Source organism: Microbacterium saccharophilum, from assembly GCF_007992455.1.
GTDB classification, from domain to species: Bacteria; Actinomycetota; Actinomycetes; order Actinomycetales; family Microbacteriaceae; genus Microbacterium; species Microbacterium saccharophilum.
In genome coordinates this window covers 239482-256150 of sequence record NZ_BKAH01000001.1, presented here as the reverse complement: position 1 = coordinate 256150, position 16669 = coordinate 239482, and the positions used below count along the sequence as shown (strand labels likewise).

Here is a 16669-nt window from a genome sequence, read left to right as displayed (position 1 = left end):
ACGGTGCCTCGGTATGAGCACGGTCGACATCACTGACGAGCTCGCGCACACCACGGAGAAGGATGCGCCGATCATCGAGGTCTCCGGCCTCGCGGTCGACTTCTGGGTCAACGGCGAATGGGTCAATGCGGTCCGCGACATGGACTACGTCGTGCACCCCGGCGAGGTGCTCGCCATCGTCGGCGAGTCCGGCTCCGGCAAGTCGGTCAGCAGCATGTCCCTCCTGGGGCTGCTTCCCCCGAACTCCCGCTCGCGCGGCAGCGTCAAGCTCAACGGGCGCGAGATCCTCAACGCCCCGACGGAGAACCTCCGGAAGGTGCGCGGCAACAAGATCGCCGTCATCTTCCAGGAGCCCATGACGGCGCTGAACCCGGTGTACCGGATCGGGTTCCAGATCGTCGAGTCGATCCGCGTGCACAGCCACATGCCGCCGCACCAGGCGAAGGAGCGCGCGCTCGAGCTGCTGCGCCTCGTGGAGATGCCCGACCCGCAGAAGGCGTTCGACTCCTTCCCGCACCAGCTCTCCGGCGGCCAGCGCCAGCGCGCCATGATCGCGCAGGCCATCTCGTGCGACCCCGACCTGCTCATCGCGGACGAGCCGACGACGGCGCTCGACGTCACGATCCAGGCCGAGATCCTCGAGCTGCTGCGCAACCTCCACAAGCGCCTCAACAGCGCCATCGTGATCATCACGCACGACCTCGGCGTCGTCGCCGACCTCGCCGACAACGTCATCGTCATGCGCACCGGCGACGTCGTCGAGCGCGGCACCGTGCACAAGATCTTCGACGAGCCCGAGCACCCGTACACGCAGGAGCTGCTCGCCGCGGTCCCGCGCCTGGGCTACACGAGCGAGGGCAAGACGGTCCGCGCCGGCGCCCCCGTCCTCGAGCTGCGCGACGCGGTCATCGAGTACCCGGGCCGCCGCCGCGTCCCCGCCTTCCGCGCGGTCGACCAGGTCAGCTTCTCCATCCACCCCGGCGAGATCGTCGGCCTCGTGGGGGAGTCGGGCTCCGGGAAGACCACGGTCGCCCGCGGCGCCATCGGCCTGCTGCCCTTCAAGGAGGGTTCGGCGAAGGTCGAGGGCGTGGAGATGGTGGGCATCAAGCCCGGCGACCTCCGCGAGCTCCGCAAGAACATCGGCATCGTCTTCCAGGACCCGGGCTCGTCGCTGAACCCGCGCTGGCCCGTCGGGGAGTCCATCGGCGAGCCGCTGAAGCTCCTCGGGGACTTCACCGACAAGGAGATCGGCGTCCGGGTGGAGGAGCTGCTCGACCAGGTCGAGCTGCCCCGCTCCTTCCGCAACCGCTACCCGCACGAGCTGTCCGGCGGCCAGCGTCAGCGCATCGGCATCGCCCGGGCGCTCGCGCTCAAGCCGAACCTGCTCATCGCCGACGAGCCCACGAGCGCGCTGGACGTGTCGGTGCAGGCGCGCGTGCTCGACCTCCTCGAGGAGATCCAGGCCGAACTCGGCTTCGCGTGCCTGTTCGTCAGCCACGACCTCGCCGTCGTCGACCGCCTGGCCGACCGCATCGTGGTGATGAACCACGGCAAGCTCGTCGAGGAGGGGACGCCCGACCAGATCCTCCGGAACCCGCAGCAGGCGTACACGAAGCGCCTCATCGCGGCGATCCCGGTCCCGGACCCGACCGAGCAGGCCGTGCGCCGCGAGGAGCGGCGCCGCGTGCTGGACGAGCTGAAGGCCTCCGGGGTGCAGGTCGATGACGACGAGACGCCCTCGCGGCCCGTCGCCGGCGGCGTGTCGGGAGAGCCCGGTCTGCCGCCGGAGCTGCCGCACGCGTAGTCGCTGACGGCGGATTCAGCATCGCCGAGTAGAATGGAACGTCGGCATCCCGGCGCACCCCCATTCTGCTTAGGAACATCTTCATGGCGCATGCCCTCCGTCCGGACCTCCGCAACGTCGCAATCGTCGCGCACGTCGACCACGGCAAGACGACCCTCGTCGACGCCATGCTGCGCCAGACGGGCTCCTTCGGCTCGCACGAGCACATGGAGGAGCGCGCCATGGACTCCAACGACCTCGAGCGCGAAAAGGGCATCACGATCCTCGCCAAGAACACGGCGATCACCTACTCCGGCCTCCACGCGACCGACGGCCCCGTCACGATCAACGTGATCGACACGCCCGGTCACGCCGACTTCGGCGGCGAGGTCGAGCGCGGCCTGTCCATGGTCGACGGCGTCGTGCTGCTCGTCGACGCCAGCGAGGGTCCGCTGCCGCAGACCCGCTTCGTGCTGCGCAAGGCCCTCGAGGCGAAGCTCCCCGTCATCCTGCTGGTCAACAAGACGGACCGCCCCGACGCCCGCATCGCCGAGGTCGAGGAGGAGGCGCACGACCTGCTGCTGGGCCTCGCGTCCGACCTCGTCGACGACGTGCCCGACCTCGACGTCGACGCGCTGCTCGACGTGCCCGTCGTGTACGCGTCGGGCCGCGCCGGCGCCGCATCGCGCAACCGCCCCGCCAACGGCGAGCTGCCCGACAACGGCGACCTCGAGCCGCTGTTCGAGGCGATCCTCCAGCACGTGCCGGCTCCCGCGTACGACGACGAGGCGCCGCTGCAGGCGTGGGTCACGAACCTCGACTCCTCGCCGTTCCTCGGCCGCCTCGCGCTGCTGCGCGTCTTCAACGGCACCCTCAAGAAGGGCCAGACCGTCGCCTGGGTGCGCTCGGACGGCACGACCAGCAACGCCCGCATCACGGAGCTGCTGAAGACCCGTGCCCTGGACCGCTACCCGGCGGAGAGCGCCGGCCCCGGCGACATCGTCGCGATCGCCGGCTTCGAGGACATCACGATCGGCGAGACCATCGCCGACCCCGACGACATCCGTCCCCTCCCGGCCATCACCGTCGACGACCCCGCCATCTCCATGACGATCGGGACGAACACCTCCCCGCTCGTCGGGAAGGTGAAGGGCCACAAGCTCACGGCGCGCATGGTGAAGGACCGCCTCGACCGGGAGCTCATCGGCAACGTCTCGCTCAAGGTCGTCGACATCGGCCGTCCGGACGCGTGGGAGGTGCAGGGCCGCGGCGAGCTCGCCCTCGCGATCCTCGTCGAGAACATGCGCCGCGAGGGCTTCGAGCTCACCGTCGGCAAGCCGCAGGTGGTCACGAAGAAGGTCGACGGCAAGACCTACGAGCCGTTCGAGCACCTCACGATCGACGCGCCCGAGGAGTACCTCGGCGCCATCACGCAGCTGCTCGCCGCCCGCAAGGGCCGCATGGAGAACATGACGAACCACGGCACCGGCTGGGTGCGCATGGAGTTCGTCGTCCCCTCCCGCGGCCTCATCGGCTTCCGCACGGAGTTCCTCACGACCACGCGCGGCACCGGCATCGCCAACGCCATCTCGCACGGCTACGAGCCGTGGGCAGGTCAGATCGTGACGCGCCAGAACGGCTCGATCGTCGCCGACCGCAGCGGCGTCGTCACCCCGTTCGCGATCATCGCGCTGCAGGAGCGCATGTCGTTCTTCGTGCAGCCCACGCAGGAGGTCTACGAGGGCATGGTCATCGGCGAGAACTCCCGCGCCGACGACATGGACGTCAACACCACGAAGGAGAAGAAGCTCACCAACATGCGCTCTTCCACCTCGGACTCCTTCGAGTCGATGACGCCCCCGCGGCAGCTGTCCCTCGAGGAGAGCCTCGAGTTCGCCCGCGACGACGAGTGCGTCGAGGTGACCCCGGAGATCGTGCGCATCCGCAAGGTCGAGCTCGACGCGACCGCCCGCGGCCGCGCCACGGCGCGGCTGAAGCGCCAGGACGCGAACGCCTGATCGGGGATGCCGGCCGAACGCGACGAGGCACGCCGCGCCTGGCGTGACGGTCTCGGCGTGGCGCTCGCCACGAGCGCGTACGGCGTGTCCTTCGGCGCGCTCGCGGTGGCATCCGGACTCGATGTCTGGCAGACCTGCGTCCTGAGCCTCCTCATGTTCACGGGAGGGTCGCAGTTCGCCTTCGTCGGCGTCATCGGCGCGGGCGGCCTCGCCGCCGCGCCCGCCGCGATCGCGTCGGCGGGTCTCCTGGGGGCCCGCAACATCGCCTACGGGCTGCGGATGTCGCCGGTCGTCGGGGAGGGCTTCTGGCGGCGCGCGGCCGCGGCGCAGTTCACGATCGACGAGTCCACGGCGGTCTCCCTCGCGCAGGTCTCGCTCCCCGCCCGGCGGATCGGGTTCTGGGTCACCGGCATCGGGATCTACCTCGGCTGGAACCTCTCGACCCTCGCCGGCGCCCTCCTCGGCGACGTGCTGGGCGATGTGCGCGCGTACGGATTGGATGCCGCCGCCGCGGCGGCCTTCCTCGCGCTGCTCTGGCCGCGCCTCCGACGCCGGCAGGCGATCGCCGTCGGGGTCGCCGCGGCCGTCGTCGCGACGGCCGTGACGCCCGTGCTGATGCCCGGGCTGCCGGTCCTCCTCGCCGCCGTCGTCGCCGTCGTCGTCGGCTGGACGAACTGGCTGGGAGCGGGGGAGCCGCCCGGCGCCGAGCCGGACGACGTCCCGGAGCGGGAGGGGCTGCCGTGACCCTCTGGAACGCCGTCCTCGTGGCGTCCATCGTGTGCGTCGCCCTCAAGACGCTCGGCTACCTCATCCCGCCGCGCTGGTTCGAGGCGCCGACGCCGTCGCGCATCACCGACCTGCTCACCGTCGCCCTCCTCGCGGCCCTCGTGGCCGTCCAGACCCTCGGCGCCGGCCAGGACGTCGTCGTCGACGCGCGCGTCCCTGCCCTGCTGGCCGCGGCGGGCCTCCTCCTGCTGCGGGCGCCCTTCCTCGTCGTCGTGATCGCCGCCGCCGTCGTCGCGGCGCTCCTGCGGCTGTGGGGATGGGCGGCCTGAGCGCCGCCTAGACTGACGCGGTGGGTGTGTCGATGAACGGGTCGGTGGCGCGTGTGGGGACCTGGGCCGTCGCCCTCCTGACCGGCGCGGTGTACGGCGTGGCGGGCACCGTCGGCCAGGCCGCGCAGTGGGGCTGGTTCCCGCTCGGACTCCTCGTCGCCGTGCTCGGCATCGGCGCGCTCCTGCTCGCGGTGCGTCTGCTGACTTCCGACCGCTGGGCGGCGCTCGCGACCGGCCTCGGGGCCATGGTCGCGACGCTCGTCTTCTCCGGGCGCGGTCCGGGGGGCTCCGTCGTCGTCCCCGCGCCGGAGGACGGGCAGCTCTCCACCGGCATCGTCTGGACCCTCGCCGTGCCGATCATCGTCGCGATCGTCGTCGCGTGGCCGTCGACGACCCGCCCCTCGACCACGAACTAGACTGGTCCCCGTGACGTATGTGATCGCCCTCCCGTGCGTGGATGTCAAGGACCGAGCCTGCATCGACGAGTGCCCCGTCGACTGCATCTACGAAGGCGAACGGTCGCTGTACATCCACCCCGACGAGTGCGTCGACTGCGGCGCCTGCGAGCCCGTGTGCCCCGTCGAGGCGATCTACTACGAGGACGACCTGCCCGACGAGTGGCAGGACTACTACACCGCCAACGTCGAGTTCTTCCAGGACATCGGCTCGCCGGGCGGCGCCGCCAAGGTCGGCGTCATCGCGAAGGATCACCCCGTGATCGCCGCGCTCCCTCCGCAGAGCCACTGAGTCCCGCCGTGGCCGTCAGCGACCTCGCCGACTATCCGTGGGATGCCGTCGCCCCCTACGCCCGCACCGCGCAGGCGCACCCGGACGGCATCGTCGACCTCTCGATCGGCTCACCCGTCGACCCGACACCGGATGTCGTGGCGGGCGCCCTGCGCGCGGCCACCGACGCGCACGCCTATCCGCAGACCGTCGGCACGCCCGCCCTGCGTGAAGCCGTCGTCGCCTGGTACGCGCGGCGCCGCGGCGTCCCCGGGCTGAGCGTCGACCAGGTCCTGCCCACGGTCGGATCGAAGGAGCTCGTCGCGCTCCTGCCGCTCCTCCTCGGGCTCGGCGCCGGCGACGTCGTCGTGCACCCCCGTGCCGCCTACCCGACCTACGAGGTGGGTGCGCGTCTCGTCGGCGCGACGCCCCTCCCCGGCGACGACCCTGCCGACTGGCCCGCCGGCACGCGCCTCGTGTGGCTGAACTCCCCGGGCAACCCCGACGGCCGGGTCCTCGGCGTGGCGGACCTCCGCGCGGCCGTCCGACGTGCGCGGGAACTCGGCGCGGTGCTGGCCTCCGACGAGTGCTATGCCGAACTCGGCTGGGACGGGGAGTGGGCGCGGACGCCGGTCCCGAGCATCCTCGACCCGCGCGTCACGGACGGCGATGCCACCGGCATCCTGTCGGTCTACTCGCTCAGCAAGCAGTCGAACCTGGCCGGCTACCGCGCGGCCTTCCTCGCCGGCGACCGCGCCATCGTCGCGCGCCTGCTGACGGCCCGCAAGCACCTCGGACTCATGCTGCCGGCGCCCGTGCAGGCCGCCATGACGGCGGCGCTCGGCGACGACGCCCACGTCGCGGCGCAGAAGGAGCTGTACCGCGCCCGCCGCGCCGTCCTCCGCCCCGCCGTCGAGGCCACGGGGCTGCGCATCGACCACAGCGAGGGCGGGCTGTACCTCTGGGCGACCGCGGGGGAGGATGCCTGGGCCACCATGGGGCGCCTCGCCGAGCGCGGCATCCTCGCCGGCCCCGGCCACTTCTACGGCACCGGCTTCCCGCAGCACGTGCGCTTCTCGCTGACCGCGAGCGACGAGCGGATCGCCGCGGCAGCGGCGCGGCTGACCGCATCACCCCTCCGCGATTCGTAGGGAATCCACTACGCAATCGGCGTTCCTTTGGCGCCGAACGGAGTAGGCCCGCACGCGGACTAGGCTGTAATGAACCCCATCGGACGATCCAAGGAGGCTGCGTGAGCAACGCGGACACCCCTCAGATGGTCACCGTCACCGTCGGTGACCGGACCGCGCAGCTGCCGGTCCTGCCGGGTACCGCGGGTGTCCCGAGCGTCGACTTCTCCACCTTCACGAAGCAGACCGGGCACACGACCCTCGACTACGGGTTCGTGAACACCTCGGCCACGAAGTCGGCCATCACCTACATCGACGGTGATCAGGGGATCCTCCGCTACCGCGGCTACCCGATCGAGCAGCTCGCGAAGAACTCGACCTACCTCGAGATCGCCTGGCTGCTGCTGTACGGCGAGCTGCCGACGGCCGACGAGCTCGGCGAGTTCGACGAGAAGATCCGGCGCCACACCCTGCTGCACGAGGACCTGAAGCGCTTCTTCTCCGCCCTCCCGCACACGGCCCACCCCATGTCGATGCTGTCCGCCGCGACCGCCGCCCTCTCCACGTACTACGAGGGCCAGTCCGACCCGAACAACCCCGAGCACGTCGAGCTGAACACCATCCGCCTGCTCGCGAAGCTGCCGGTGATCGCCGCCTACGCGCACAAGAAGAGCATCGGCCAGGCGTTCCTGTACCCGGACAACTCGATGAGCTTCGTGGACAACTTCCTCAAGCTCAACTTCGGCGTCCTCGCCGAGCCGTACGAGGTCGACCCGGTCATGTCCCGCGCCCTGGAGCGCCTCCTCATCCTGCACGAGGACCACGAGCAGAACGCGTCGACGTCGACCGTGCGGCTCGTCGGCTCCACCGGCGCGAACCAGTTCTCCTCCGTCTCGGCCGGCATCAACGCCCTGTACGGCCCGCTGCACGGCGGCGCCAACGAGGCCGTGCTCGACATGCTCGCGCGCATCCGCGACTCCGGCGAGAGCGTCCAGCGCTTCGTCGAGCGGGTCAAGAACAAGGAGGACGGGGTCAAGCTCATGGGCTTCGGCCACCGCGTCTACAAGAACTACGACCCGCGCGCGAAGCTCGTCAAGGAGTCCGCCGACGAGGTCCTCGAAGCCCTCGGCGTCAACGACCCGCTGCTGGACCTGGCGAAGGAACTCGAGGAGCTCGCGCTCAGCGACGACTACTTCAAGGAGCGCCGGCTGTACCCCAACGTCGATTTCTACACCGGCGTGATCTACAAGGCGATGGGCTTCCCCACGCGCATGTTCACGGTGCTCTTCGCGATCGGCCGGCTCCCGGGCTGGCTCGCGCACTGGCGCGAGATGCAGTACGACCCGCAGACGAAGATCGGCCGCCCGCAGCAGCTCTACGTGGGCGCGCCCGCCCGGGACTACCCCGGCGCGGTCTGACTCAGTCCGCCGCGGCGTCGCCCCGCAGGAGCGCCGCCCGGTCCGGGACGTAGCCGGACAGCTCGATGGGCGGCCGCACGTAGCCCCGCGGCTCGGGGCGTGGCGGGATCTCGATCGGCGGCCGGGTGACCTCGCGGTACGGGATCTGGTCCAGCAGGTGCGTGATCATGTTGATCCGTCCGCGCCGCTTGTCCTCGTTGTCGACCTCGTGCCAGGGGGCCTCGGGGATGTCGGTGTGCACGAACATGGCGTCCTTCGCCCGCGAGTAGTCCTCCCACTTCGTGATCGACAGGACGTCGTTCGGGCTCAGCTTCCAGCGGCGCATCGGGTCGTCGTTGCGCGAGCGGAACCGGCGCTCCTGCTCGACGTCGGAGACGCTGAACCAGTACTTCAGCAGCAGGATGCCGTCCTCGATGAGCATCCGCTCGAAGATCGGCGCCTGGTGGAGGAACCGGTGGTACTCGGCGTCGGTGCAGAACCCCATGACGCGCTCGACACCGGCCCGGTTGTACCAGGACCGGTCCATCAGCACGATCTCGCCGGCGGCGGGCAGGTGCGCGATGTAGCGCTGGAAGTACCACTGCGTCCGCTCCCGCTCGGTGGGGGTCGGGAGCGCGACGATCCGGGTGACGCGCGGATTGAGGTACTGCGCGACGCGGCTGATCGTCGAGCCCTTGCCGGCGGCATCGCGTCCTTCGAAGATCACCACGACGCGCGCGCCGGTGTCCTGGACCCAGGCCTGCATGTCCACCAGGCGGGCCTGCAGGCGCGCCAGCTCCGCCTCGTACAGGCGCTTGGGCAGCCGTCGTCTGGTGGTCATGCCCCGAGCATAGGGCGGGGCGGCTCAGGCGTGCAGGGCCTCGTTGAGCGTGACGCCCACGCCCTCGCGGCGCACCGCCTCGACGGCGCCGGTCAGCGAGTTGCGGCGGAACAGCAGGCCGTTCTGCCCGGACAGCTGCGCGCCCTTGACGACGGGCCGGGAGCCGTCGTGCAGCGGCGGCTCGGCGCTCAGCACGATCTTCGTGCCGGCCGTGACGTACAGCCCCGCCTCCACGACGCAGTCGTCGCCGAGGGAGATGCCGATGCCGGCGTTCGCGCCGAGGAGCGTCCGGGCGCCGATCGACACGCGGTGCGCGCCCCCGCCGGAGAGCGTCCCCATGATGGATGCGCCGCCGCCGATGTCGCTGCCGTCGCCGACGACGACGCCCTGCGAGATGCGTCCCTCGACCATGGAGGCCCCGAGCGTCCCGGCGTTGAAGTTGACGAAGCCCTCGTGCATGACGGTCGTGCCGGGGGAGAGGTGGGCGCCCAGGCGCACGCGCGAGGCGTCGGCGATGCGCACGCCCGGGGGCGTCACGTAGTCGGTGAGGCGCGGGAACTTGTCCAGCCCCTGCACCTGGATGCCGGCGCGCTGCAGCCGCGGGCGCAGGCGCGCGGCGTCGTCGGGGTGCACGGGTCCCGCATTGGTCCACGCGATGTTCGGCAGGTGCCCGAAGATGCCGTCGAGGTTGACCTCGTTCGGGCGGACGAGGAGGTGCGAGAGGGCGTGCAGCCGGAGGTAGGCATCGCTCGTGCCCGCGGGCGCGGCATCCAGGTCGATCTCCAGGACGACGACCTCGGTGACGACGGCGCGGCGCTCATCCGGCCCCGCGAGCGCCGCGAGGGAGGCCGTGTCGACGTCGGCGGGGGCGCGGCCGGCGGCGGGCTCCGGGAACCACGTGTCCAGGACGGTGCCGTTCGCACCGATCGTCGCCAGTCCCGCGCCCCACACCCAACGTCCCTCGCTCATCCCTCCAGGGTATCGGCCGCGGGAGCCGGGCACGCCCTCGGTAGACTCGACGCCATGCCCCGGCTCGACCTCACCGCCTCCTCCGTCGACCTGACGCGCGCGATCTGCGACATCCCGAGCGTGTCGGGGGAGGAGACCCCCCTCGCTGACGCGATCTTCGACGCCGTGAGCGCACTGGGGCACCTCGACGTCTTCCGCGACGGCGACACGATCGTGGCGCGCACGCAGCTCGGGCGGGCCCGGCGGGTCGTGATCGCCGGTCACATCGACACCGTCCCGATCAACGCGAACGTCCCCACGCGCGACGTGACGGAGGACGGCACCGCGTACCTCTGGGGCCGCGGCACCGTCGACATGAAGGCGGGCGTCGCCGTGCAGCTGAAGCTCGCCGCCGAGCTCGCCGCGCCGCGCGTCGACCTCACCTGGATGTGGTACGACCACGAGGAGGTGGATGCCGACCTGAACGGCCTCACCCGCCTCGCCCGCACGCGGCCGGACCTGTTCGAGGGCGACTTCGCGATCCTCGGCGAGCCCTCGAACGGTCAGGTCGAAGGCGGCTGCAACGGCAACCTGCGCGCCCTCGTGCGCACGACGGGCGTGCGCTCGCACAGCGCCCGCGCGTGGATCGGCGAGAACGCCATCCACAAGGCCGCCCCCATCCTCGCCCGTCTCGCCGAATACCACCCGCGCGAGGTCGAGGTGGAGGGCCTCGTCTACCGCGAGGGCCTGAACGCCGTCCGCATCTCCGGCGGGGTGGCCGGCAACGTCATCCCCGACCTCTGCGAGGTGGAGGTCAACTACCGCTTCGCCCCGAGTCGCAGCGGCGAGGAGGCCGAAGCGCACGTCCGGGACGTGTTCGCCGGCTTCGACGTCGAGATCACCGACCTCGCCGCCGGCGCGCGCCCGGGCCTGGACGCGCCGCTCGCGCAGGAGTTCGTGGCCGCCGTCGGGGCCGAGCCGCGCCCGAAGTACGGCTGGACCGATGTCGCGCGGTTCTCCGCCATGGGCGTTCCCGCCGTCAACTACGGCCCGGGCGACCCGCACCTCGCGCACCACGACGAGGAGCGGGTGCCGCTCGCGCAGATCGAGGACGTCGAGCGGGGCCTGCGGGCGTGGCTGACGGCGCCCTGACGGCGTCGCCCCCCGCCGGGACCCGGCCGGCGCTGCGCATCGCGATCGTCTACCTCGCGGCGCGGGCGCTCACGACCCTCTTCTTCCTCCTCGCCGCGGAGATCTCCGGCCCGGCATCCCGGTTCGGCGCGGACGCCACCGTCGGCTCCCTCTCGATGGGCTGGGACGCGCAGTGGTACTGGCTCGTCGCGACAGGCGGGTACCCGTCCGAGCTGCCGCGCGACGAGTCCGGCGCCGTCGCGGAGAACGCCTGGGCGTTCATGCCGGTCTACCCGGCGCTGGCCCGCATTCTCGGGCTCGTCACCGGCTACCCCGTCGCGGCCGTCCTCATCTCGCTCGTCGCGGGCTACCTCGCGTGCCTCGCGCTGCACGCACTGCTCCGCGGCCGCCTCGACAGCACCGCCGCGCTGTGGGCCGTCGCGCTCTTCGCGAGCGGCCCCCTCGCCGCCCTCTTCCAGATGGGCTACGCCGAGTCGCTGTTCCTGCTCTGGCTGCTCCTCGCGCTGCGGGCGCTGCAGCGGCGCCGGTTCGGGTGGCTGTACCTGCTCATTCCGCTGATGGGATACACCCGGCCGGGCGTGCTCGCGTTCGCGCTGCTGCTGGCCCTGTACGGCATCGCCCGGTGGGCGCGCCGCCGCCGCGATGCCCTCGGAGCCCGCGAGATCGTGCACATCGTCGCGCTCGGGCTCCTCGCCGCCGCCGTCGGGTTCTCCTGGCAGGCGATCGCGGGACTCGTCACGGGCGAGCCGGGGGCGTATCTGGAGACGGAGCTGTCCTGGCGCCGGTCCTGGACAGGTGACCCGGACGCCGCGTTCCGGCCGTTCGACGGCTTCGTGCAGGCCTCGGCGCTCTGGTTCCGGCTGTGGGGGCTGCCGGAGTGGTGGGGCTGGATAGCCCTGGCGGCATGCGTTCTCGCGGTGGCCGCGGCGCTGCTGTTCGCGCCGCAGGTGCGCGTTCTCGGCACGGAGATCCGGCTGTGGTCGGCGGCGTACCTCGTCTATCTGCTGGCGGTCTTCTTCCCGCAGTCGAGCCTCTTCCGCCTCCTCCTGCCGCTCGCGCCGCTGTACGGCGCCCTCGCCGTCCCCCGATCGTGGGCATGGCGGGGCGGGATGCTGGCGCTCGGCCTTGTCGGGCAGTGGTGGTGGATCTACAACATGCTGGCGCTCGGGAACACCTACTACCAGATCCCCTGACGGCCCGCAGAGCGGCTGCCCGGGTACCCCGCGCGGCCGGTGTCCGCCATTCCCGCTAAACTTGACTGGGTAGTCCTACGACGAAAGGGAGCCGCAATGGCAGCCATGAAGCCGCGAACCGGTGACGGACCGATGGAGGCCGTGAAGGAGGGGCGCCTCATCATCGTGCGCGTCCCGCTCGAAGGCGGCGGCCGTCTGGTCGTGTCGGTGAACGACGAAGAGGCACGCGAGCTCCACGGCGTACTGGGTGGCGTCGTCGGAGCCGTCTGACAGAATCCGCACGCGACGGCCGGTCCTCGGACCGGCCGTTTCGTCATTCCCGGAGGTGCTTCCGGGATGCCGGTCAGCGCGGCGTCGTGGTCGTCAGCTGCAGGAGACCCTCGCCGACGATCGACAGGGCGCCCAGGACGGCGGGCGAGGACTGCGTCTCCTGGATGAGCGAGCGGTAGGCGCTCGTCAGCGGGTCGCGCTTGACGGGGTCGGCGACGGCGCCGCCGGCGAGGACGCGCGGGACCAGCACGGTGCCGCCGGCGCGCACGAGGCGCAGGCCGTGCTCGACGTACTCGATGACCCCGTCCGCGTCGGCGTCGACCAGGACGATGTCGTAGGACGCCTCGTTCATGCGGGGGAGGACCTCCGCGGCGCGGCCCGTGATGAACCGCGCGCGGGCGGGCGGGATCTTCGCGTCCGCGAACGCGGCGCGGGCGAGCGCCAGGTGCTCCGGCTCCTTGTCGATCGTCGTCAGGGTCGCGCGCGGCGAGCCGTGCAGGAGCCACAGTCCCGACACGCCGCCGCCGGTGCCGATCTCCACGATGTTGAGGGCGTTCGTCGCTGCCGCGATCACGGCGATCTGTGCGCCGACGGGTGCGCTGATCGGGTCGGCGCCGATCTCGAGGGCGTGCGCACGCGCCCGCCCGATCGCGTCGGGTTCGATCGTCGCCTCTTCGGCGAACCTGCGGATCGCGTCGTTCTCGGCCATGCCTGGACCTCCGTGTTCAGCCTATGGCGCGCGCGGCGCTCGGGCCGAGAGGCGCACGGGTAACCTGGAGGCATGTTCTTCGGGCTCGACTGGGAGAAGTTCCTCCTCATCCTGGTCGTCGCCGCGCTCCTGGTCGGGCCGGAGCGGCTGCCGCGCTACGCCGAGGCGCTCGCCCGCCTGACGATGCGCGTGCGCGAGTGGCTGCAGGGCGCGAAGACCCGCGTCAAGGAGGAGATGGGCGAGGAGTTCGACGACGTCGAGTGGCGCAAGCTCGACCCGCGGCAGTACGACCCGCGACGCATCATCCGCGATGCCCTGCTCGAGGACGCGCCCGTCCCGACCGTCAAGGCGGTCAGCGCGGGGGCCGCGATCGCGGCCACCGCGCCCGCGCGCCCCGTGTCGGAGGTCACCGGCGACGTGCCGTTCGACTCCGAAGCGACCTGATCAGCGCGGCGCGACCGGCAGGGAGCGTCCCGCGAGCCCGCGCGGCGTCGCGGCGAGGACGGCGGCGATGCGGGTGATCTCCTGCGCGGCCGGATCGTCGGGGTCGGAGGCCACGACGGGTCTGCCGGCGTCGCCGCCCGCGCGGAGGGCCGGGCTCAGGGGGACCGAGCCGAGGAGCGGCACCGTCTCGGCATCCGTCGACAGCGCCGCCGCGACGGCGTCCCCGCCGCCCGAGCCGAAGAGGTCCAGCCGCGACCCGTCCGGGAGCGTCAGGGCGGCCATGTTCTCCACGACCCCGACGACCCGCTGGCCGGTCTGACGGGCCACGACACCGCTCCGCACCGCGACGTCGGAGGCCGCCGCCTGCGGCGTCGTGACGACGAGGACGTCGGCGTGCGGGAGGAGCTGGCCGACCGAGATGGCGACGTCGCCGGTCCCGGGCGGCATGTCCAGGAGCAGGATGTCGAGGTCGCCGAAGAAGACGTCGGTGAGGAACTGGTTGACGGTGCGGTGCAGCATGGGCCCGCGCCACGCGACGGCGCCGGAGGCGGCGGGGGAGTCGCGGGGCAGGAACATGCCGATCGAGATGGTCTTCACGCCGTACGCCACCGGCGGCAGCATGAGGTCGTCGATCCGCGTCGGCTGCGGGGGGCGGCCGTCGTCGCCGACGAGGCCGAGCAGGGCGGGGATGGAGAAGCCGTGCAGGTCGGCGTCGATGAGCCCGACCGCGAGCCCCCGGGCGGCCAGCGCGACAGCGAGGTTCGCCGTGAGGGTGGACTTGCCGACGCCGCCTTTGCCGCTCGTCACGGCGACGACCCGGGTCAGGGAGTCCGGGCCGAACGGCATGGCCCGCGCCGGCCGGCCGGCGCGGAGGCGCTCCGTGAGCGCGGAGCGCTCGGCGGGCGTCATGACGCCCAGCGCCACCTCGACCTCGTCGATCCCCGGGACCGCGGCCGCGGCGGCGCGGACGTCGCGCTCGATGCGGTCCGAGGCCGGGCAGCCCACGATCGTCAGCGCGACCTCGACGCGGGCCCGGGTGCCGGTCACGGCGACGCCGCGGATCATGTCGAGCTCCCCGAGCGGACGGCGCAGCTCCGGGTCGATGACCGCGGCCACCGCGCGCCGGACGGCGTCGCCGGGCGCCGTCATGGCCGCGCGGGGCGTTCGGTGCGCCCCGGCGCCGCGTCGCGCTCGTCCAGCTGCTCGAGGAGGCTCCGCAGCTCCTGGCGGAGGGTGTCCTTCGTGACGAGCTCGTTCGTCAGATCGCTGAGGCCCATGCGCAGCGCCACGACCTCGCGGGCCAGGTACTCCGTGTCGGCGAGGTTGCGCTCCGCGCGCTGGCGGTCCTGCTCGATCTGCACGCGGTCGCGGTCGTCCTGGCGGTTCTGCGCGAGGAGGATGAGGGGCGCGGCGTAGGAGGCCTGCAGCGACAGGATGAGGGTCAGCAGCGTGAAATTCGTCTCCGCCGGGTCGAACTGGTACGCGCGCGGCATGAGGATGTTCCATGCCAGCCACACCACGACGAAGAGCGTCATCCCGATGAGGAACCCGGACGTGCCCATGCCGCGTGCGAACGCCTCGGAGAAGCGACCGAACCGGTCGCGGGAGGGCTGCGACGAGCGGGTCAGCATCCCGGTGCGCCCGCGCGGCGCGTCCAGCGACACCTGACGGGGGTTGCGGGCCATCAGCGCCTCCTCGCCTTCGCGGCGGTGGTCCTCGGCGGCGTCGTCGCGGGGGCGAGGGCCTCCTCGTCGCCGTCGTGCGACCGCCAGTCCTCGGGCAGCAGGTAGTCCAGCACGTCGTCGACGCTCACGGCGCCGACGAGGCGGTGCGCCGGATCGACGACGGGCACCGAGACGAGGTTGTAGCTCGCGAGCAGACGTGCCACCTCCGCGGCGGAGGCCGTCGAGGGCACCGCGTCGAGGCTGTCGTCGATGATCGCGCCCAGCCGCTCGTGCGGCGGGTAGCGCAGCATCTTCTGGAAGTGCACCGTCCCCAGCAGCCGGCCGGTGGGCGTCTCGTACGGCGGGAGCGTCACGAAGACGGCGGCGGCGAGGGCGGGATGCAGCTCGTGCCGGCGGATGAGCGCGAGCGCCTCGGCGACCGTCGCGTCGGCGGAGAGCACGATGGGCTCGCTCGTCATGAGACCGCCCGCGGTCTCCGGGGCGTACTTCAGGAGGGCGCGGACGTCCTCGGCCTCCTCGGGCTCCATGAGCTCGAGGAGCTCCTCGCGCTGCTCCTCGGTGAGCTGGGCGAGCACGTCGGCGGCGTCGTCGGGCTCCATGGCATCGAGGATGTCGGCGGCGCGCTCCTCGCCCAGGGCTTCCAGGATGTGCACCTGATCGTCCTCGGGCATCTCCTCCAGCGCGTCCGCGAGCCGGTCGTCCGGGAGCTCCTCGGCCACTTCGAGCAGCCGCTCCTCCGGGAGGTCGAGAAGCGTGTTGGCGAGGTCGGCGGGCTTCAGCTCGGAGTAGGTCGCGACGAGCTGCTCGGCGGACTGGGCTTCGCCGGGCACCTGGCTCTCCCGGACGTCGGACCAGGCCGCGAACGTCGTGGGGCCCTTCGCGAAGGGGGAGGCGCTCGTCTTGGGCTTGCGCAGGAACAGCTGGCCGATGTCCCACTCGCCGAGGCGGTCGCGCTCGATCCCGACGTCCTCGATGACGGCCTCGCCGGACCCGTCGGTGAAATACACGCGGCGCCCCAGCAGTTCGGACATGACGCGCACCTCGCCGCCGCGCTGCTGGAAGCGGCGCACGTTGATGAGGCCGGTCGTGATGACCTGACCCGTCGCGATCGAGGTGACGCGTCCGATGGAGAGGAAGACGTGCCGGCGGCCGGGGATCTCCACGACGAGCCCGACGACGCGCGGCGGATCGTCGCGGCGATAGATCACCACGACGTCGCGGACCTTGCCGAGCCGGTCGCCCGCAGGGTCGAAGACGGTGCAGCCGGTCAGGCGCGCCACGAAAACCCTCTGCGTACTCACCTCACCAGCGTAGACCG

18 protein-coding genes are annotated in these 16669 nt (G+C 72.0%); 12 read left to right on the top strand and 6 right to left on the bottom strand.

The features are described from left to right. The first annotated feature begins 13 nt into the window (after window positions 1–13). The 8 genes from MSA03_RS01320 to MSA03_RS01285 all read left to right on the top strand — a co-directional run bounded on the left by MSA03_RS01320 (window position 14) and on the right by MSA03_RS01285 (window position 8130). Window positions 14–1804 (top strand): ABC transporter ATP-binding protein, encoded by a 1791-nt coding sequence (locus MSA03_RS01320; RefSeq protein ID WP_147049355.1) that lies wholly within the window; start codon window positions 14–16, stop codon window positions 1802–1804. An 83-nt stretch (window positions 1805–1887) separates the two neighbouring features. Continuing rightward, window positions 1888–3801 (top strand): translational GTPase TypA, encoded by a 1914-nt coding sequence (gene typA, locus MSA03_RS01315; RefSeq protein ID WP_147049354.1) that lies wholly within the window; start codon window positions 1888–1890, stop codon window positions 3799–3801. 6 nt (window positions 3802–3807) lie between these two features. After that, the gene (locus MSA03_RS01310; protein WP_147049353.1) at window positions 3808–4545 is read left to right on the top strand and encodes an AzlC family ABC transporter permease; all 738 of its coding nucleotides are present in this window, start codon (window positions 3808–3810) and stop codon (window positions 4543–4545) included. After that, complete coding sequence (locus MSA03_RS01305) at window positions 4542–4856, top strand: AzlD domain-containing protein (RefSeq protein ID WP_028495252.1); 315 nt, start codon at window positions 4542–4544, stop codon at window positions 4854–4856. Before MSA03_RS01310 ends, MSA03_RS01305 begins: the two co-directional genes overlap by 4 nt. A 20-nt stretch (window positions 4857–4876) precedes the next feature. After that, entirely contained in the window at window positions 4877–5272 is a 396-nt protein-coding gene (locus MSA03_RS01300) for a DUF6113 family protein (RefSeq protein ID WP_307725219.1), read from the top strand. 10 nt (window positions 5273–5282) lie between these two features. Beyond that, window positions 5283–5603 (top strand): ferredoxin, encoded by a 321-nt coding sequence (fdxA, locus tag MSA03_RS01295; RefSeq protein ID WP_028495254.1) that lies wholly within the window; start codon window positions 5283–5285, stop codon window positions 5601–5603. 8 nt (window positions 5604–5611) lie between these two features. Then, on the top strand, window positions 5612–6733 hold the full coding sequence (dapC, locus tag MSA03_RS01290; RefSeq protein WP_147049352.1) for a succinyldiaminopimelate transaminase: 1122 nt from the start codon (window positions 5612–5614) through the stop codon (window positions 6731–6733). A 101-nt stretch (window positions 6734–6834) separates the two neighbouring features. Next, entirely contained in the window at window positions 6835–8130 is a 1296-nt protein-coding gene (locus MSA03_RS01285) for a citrate synthase (protein ID WP_147049351.1), read from the top strand. Between the two features lies 1 nt (window position 8131). Here MSA03_RS01285 and ppk2 read toward each other — a convergent pair whose 3' ends face one another. Then, on the bottom strand, window positions 8132–8950 hold the full coding sequence (gene ppk2, locus MSA03_RS01280) for a polyphosphate kinase 2 (RefSeq protein WP_174799823.1): 819 nt from the start codon (window positions 8948–8950) through the stop codon (window positions 8132–8134). Window positions 8951–8974: 24 nt separating this feature from the next. Beyond that, complete coding sequence (dapD, locus tag MSA03_RS01275; RefSeq protein ID WP_147049350.1) at window positions 8975–9919, bottom strand: 2,3,4,5-tetrahydropyridine-2,6-dicarboxylate N-succinyltransferase; 945 nt, start codon at window positions 9917–9919, stop codon at window positions 8975–8977. 54 nt (window positions 9920–9973) lie between these two features. On the opposite strand from dapD, the gene dapE reads away from it, so the two are divergent. The 3 genes from dapE (at window position 9974) to MSA03_RS01260 (ending at window position 12513) form a co-directional block, all read left to right on the top strand. Continuing rightward, window positions 9974–11050, top strand: coding sequence for a succinyl-diaminopimelate desuccinylase (gene dapE / locus MSA03_RS01270; RefSeq protein ID WP_147049349.1), 1077 nt, complete (start codon window positions 9974–9976; stop codon window positions 11048–11050). Next, window positions 11032–12243 carry a hypothetical protein gene (locus MSA03_RS01265; RefSeq protein WP_147049348.1) on the top strand — a complete coding sequence of 404 codons (1212 nt, stop codon included), beginning with the start codon at window positions 11032–11034 and terminating at the stop codon, window positions 12241–12243. The genes dapE and MSA03_RS01265 overlap by 19 nt, the downstream gene beginning before the upstream one ends. 96 nt (window positions 12244–12339) lie before the next feature. After that, the gene (locus MSA03_RS01260; RefSeq protein ID WP_081782650.1) at window positions 12340–12513 is read left to right on the top strand and encodes a DUF3117 domain-containing protein; all 174 of its coding nucleotides are present in this window, start codon (window positions 12340–12342) and stop codon (window positions 12511–12513) included. Window positions 12514–12586: 73 nt separating this feature from the next. Here MSA03_RS01260 and MSA03_RS01255 read toward each other — a convergent pair whose 3' ends face one another. After that, window positions 12587–13222 carry an O-methyltransferase gene (locus tag MSA03_RS01255; protein ID WP_028495260.1) on the bottom strand — a complete coding sequence of 212 codons (636 nt, stop codon included), beginning with the start codon at window positions 13220–13222 and terminating at the stop codon, window positions 12587–12589. Window positions 13223–13294: 72 nt separating this feature from the next. On the opposite strand from MSA03_RS01255, the gene MSA03_RS01250 reads away from it, so the two are divergent. Beyond that, a complete protein-coding gene (locus MSA03_RS01250; RefSeq protein ID WP_147049347.1) occupies window positions 13295–13666 on the top strand; it encodes a twin-arginine translocase TatA/TatE family subunit in 372 nt (123 codons plus the stop codon). Here MSA03_RS01250 and MSA03_RS01245 read toward each other — a convergent pair whose 3' ends face one another. The 3 genes from MSA03_RS01245 to MSA03_RS01235 are packed head-to-tail and all read right to left on the bottom strand — an operon-like array spanning window position 13667 to window position 16652. Then, the gene (locus MSA03_RS01245; RefSeq protein ID WP_147049346.1) at window positions 13667–14815 is read right to left on the bottom strand and encodes an Mrp/NBP35 family ATP-binding protein; all 1149 of its coding nucleotides are present in this window, start codon (window positions 14813–14815) and stop codon (window positions 13667–13669) included. Continuing rightward, window positions 14812–15351: a DUF1003 domain-containing protein gene (locus tag MSA03_RS01240; protein ID WP_028495263.1), complete on the bottom strand. Its 540-nt coding sequence runs from the start codon at window positions 15349–15351 to the stop codon at window positions 14812–14814. Before MSA03_RS01240 ends, MSA03_RS01245 begins: the two co-directional genes overlap by 4 nt. Further along, window positions 15351–16652 carry a magnesium transporter MgtE N-terminal domain-containing protein gene (locus MSA03_RS01235; protein WP_036272196.1) on the bottom strand — a complete coding sequence of 434 codons (1302 nt, stop codon included), beginning with the start codon at window positions 16650–16652 and terminating at the stop codon, window positions 15351–15353. The genes MSA03_RS01240 and MSA03_RS01235 overlap by 1 nt, the downstream gene beginning before the upstream one ends. Window positions 16653–16669 lie beyond the last annotated feature (17 nt).

Coding starts and splice junctions, on each gene's coding strand:
- MSA03_RS01320 (WP_147049355.1), top strand. CDS start 14: ATGAGCACGGTCGACATCACTGACGAGCTCGCGCACACCACGGAGAAG.
- typA (WP_147049354.1), top strand. CDS start 1,888: ATGGCGCATGCCCTCCGTCCGGACCTCCGCAACGTCGCAATCGTCGCG.
- MSA03_RS01310 (WP_147049353.1), top strand. CDS start 3,808: ATGCCGGCCGAACGCGACGAGGCACGCCGCGCCTGGCGTGACGGTCTC.
- ppk2 (WP_174799823.1), bottom strand. CDS start 8,950: ATGACCACCAGACGACGGCTGCCCAAGCGCCTGTACGAGGCGGAGCTG.
- dapD (WP_147049350.1), bottom strand. CDS start 9,919: ATGAGCGAGGGACGTTGGGTGTGGGGCGCGGGACTGGCGACGATCGGT.
- dapE (WP_147049349.1), top strand. CDS start 9,974: ATGCCCCGGCTCGACCTCACCGCCTCCTCCGTCGACCTGACGCGCGCG.
- MSA03_RS01260 (WP_081782650.1), top strand. CDS start 12,340: ATGGCAGCCATGAAGCCGCGAACCGGTGACGGACCGATGGAGGCCGTG.
- MSA03_RS01255 (WP_028495260.1), bottom strand. CDS start 13,222: ATGGCCGAGAACGACGCGATCCGCAGGTTCGCCGAAGAGGCGACGATC.
- MSA03_RS01250 (WP_147049347.1), top strand. CDS start 13,295: ATGTTCTTCGGGCTCGACTGGGAGAAGTTCCTCCTCATCCTGGTCGTC.
- MSA03_RS01245 (WP_147049346.1), bottom strand. CDS start 14,815: ATGACGGCGCCCGGCGACGCCGTCCGGCGCGCGGTGGCCGCGGTCATC.
- MSA03_RS01240 (WP_028495263.1), bottom strand. CDS start 15,351: ATGGCCCGCAACCCCCGTCAGGTGTCGCTGGACGCGCCGCGCGGGCGC.